Here is an 893-nt window from a genome sequence, read left to right as displayed (position 1 = left end):
GTCTGCTGGTGTTCGCGCGGGGACGGGATGACCTGTCGTTCGAGGACGTCTACAGCGCCACCGGCGAGGCCGAGGACCAGCAGCTCGCGGCACGGACCCTCGGGGCCAACATCGCCGCGTTCGCCGCTCAGTCCGGCCACGCCGGGCCGCTGCGCCCGGAGTGGCTCACCGCCCTGGCGGCCCCGGACGACGAGCTGGAGACCTCGTTGATCGAGCGCGTCCAGGATGCCGCGGGCGTACCGGTCCGCCGCACACGCTCGCAGCGCTTCCGCGACGGGGACGGAGAGGTCCTCAGCGCCCTGCCCCGGGCCGTCAACCGCCTCGGTGCCGCTGCCAGCAGCAACCCCGTCCGCGAAAAGACGGCGTGGTGGTCCGAGTCAATGGCCCCGGCGGTGCTCACCGCGGTCGGCGCGCTCGCCGTCGGTCTCGGCGCCGCCGGGCAGTACACCCACGGTCTCGCGGCACAGGAACGCGAAAGCGCGCGGACGCTGAAGGCAGCGGTGCAGGACAGAAGCGCGAGGATCCGGGAGGCAGACTTCCCCGACCGCTCCGGCACCGTCGCGGAACTCTCGGCCTTCGTCGGCCGCCTCGACCGGGGCGCCCCCTATACCCCGGTCCAGGTGCTCGCCAGCATCCGCGAGGCCGCGGGGCCGGGACTGACCGTCTACCGCGTCCGGCTGGAGTCCAGCCCGCGCGACGGCTACCGGCTGCGTGTGGACGGCACCGCCGGCAACGAGGACGGCGGCGCCATACGGCGATTCCTGGCAACGCTACGCCGGGACGGCTGGCACCCCGTCCCCCTGAAGCCCGCATCGGATGCCCCCGGCAGCTTCTCCTACCGGTTGGCCCCCGGGAGCCAGGACACATGAAATACCTGTTCGTCGTGTTCAACG

Annotated in this window: 1 protein-coding gene; it reads left to right on the top strand. The window is 72.9% G+C overall.

Annotated elements, in window-relative coordinates; genetic code table 11:
• Positions 1-869, top strand: an 869-nt coding sequence (locus G7A99_RS21725; protein WP_163144020.1) for a hypothetical protein, incomplete at its 5' end; no start/stop codon positions are given.
• Positions 870-893 lie beyond the last annotated feature (24 nt).

Source organism: Arhodomonas sp. KWT (assembly GCF_010993615.1).
Note: the sequence above shows the minus strand (reverse complement) of the source record. Positions and strands in the feature narration are given on the sequence as shown.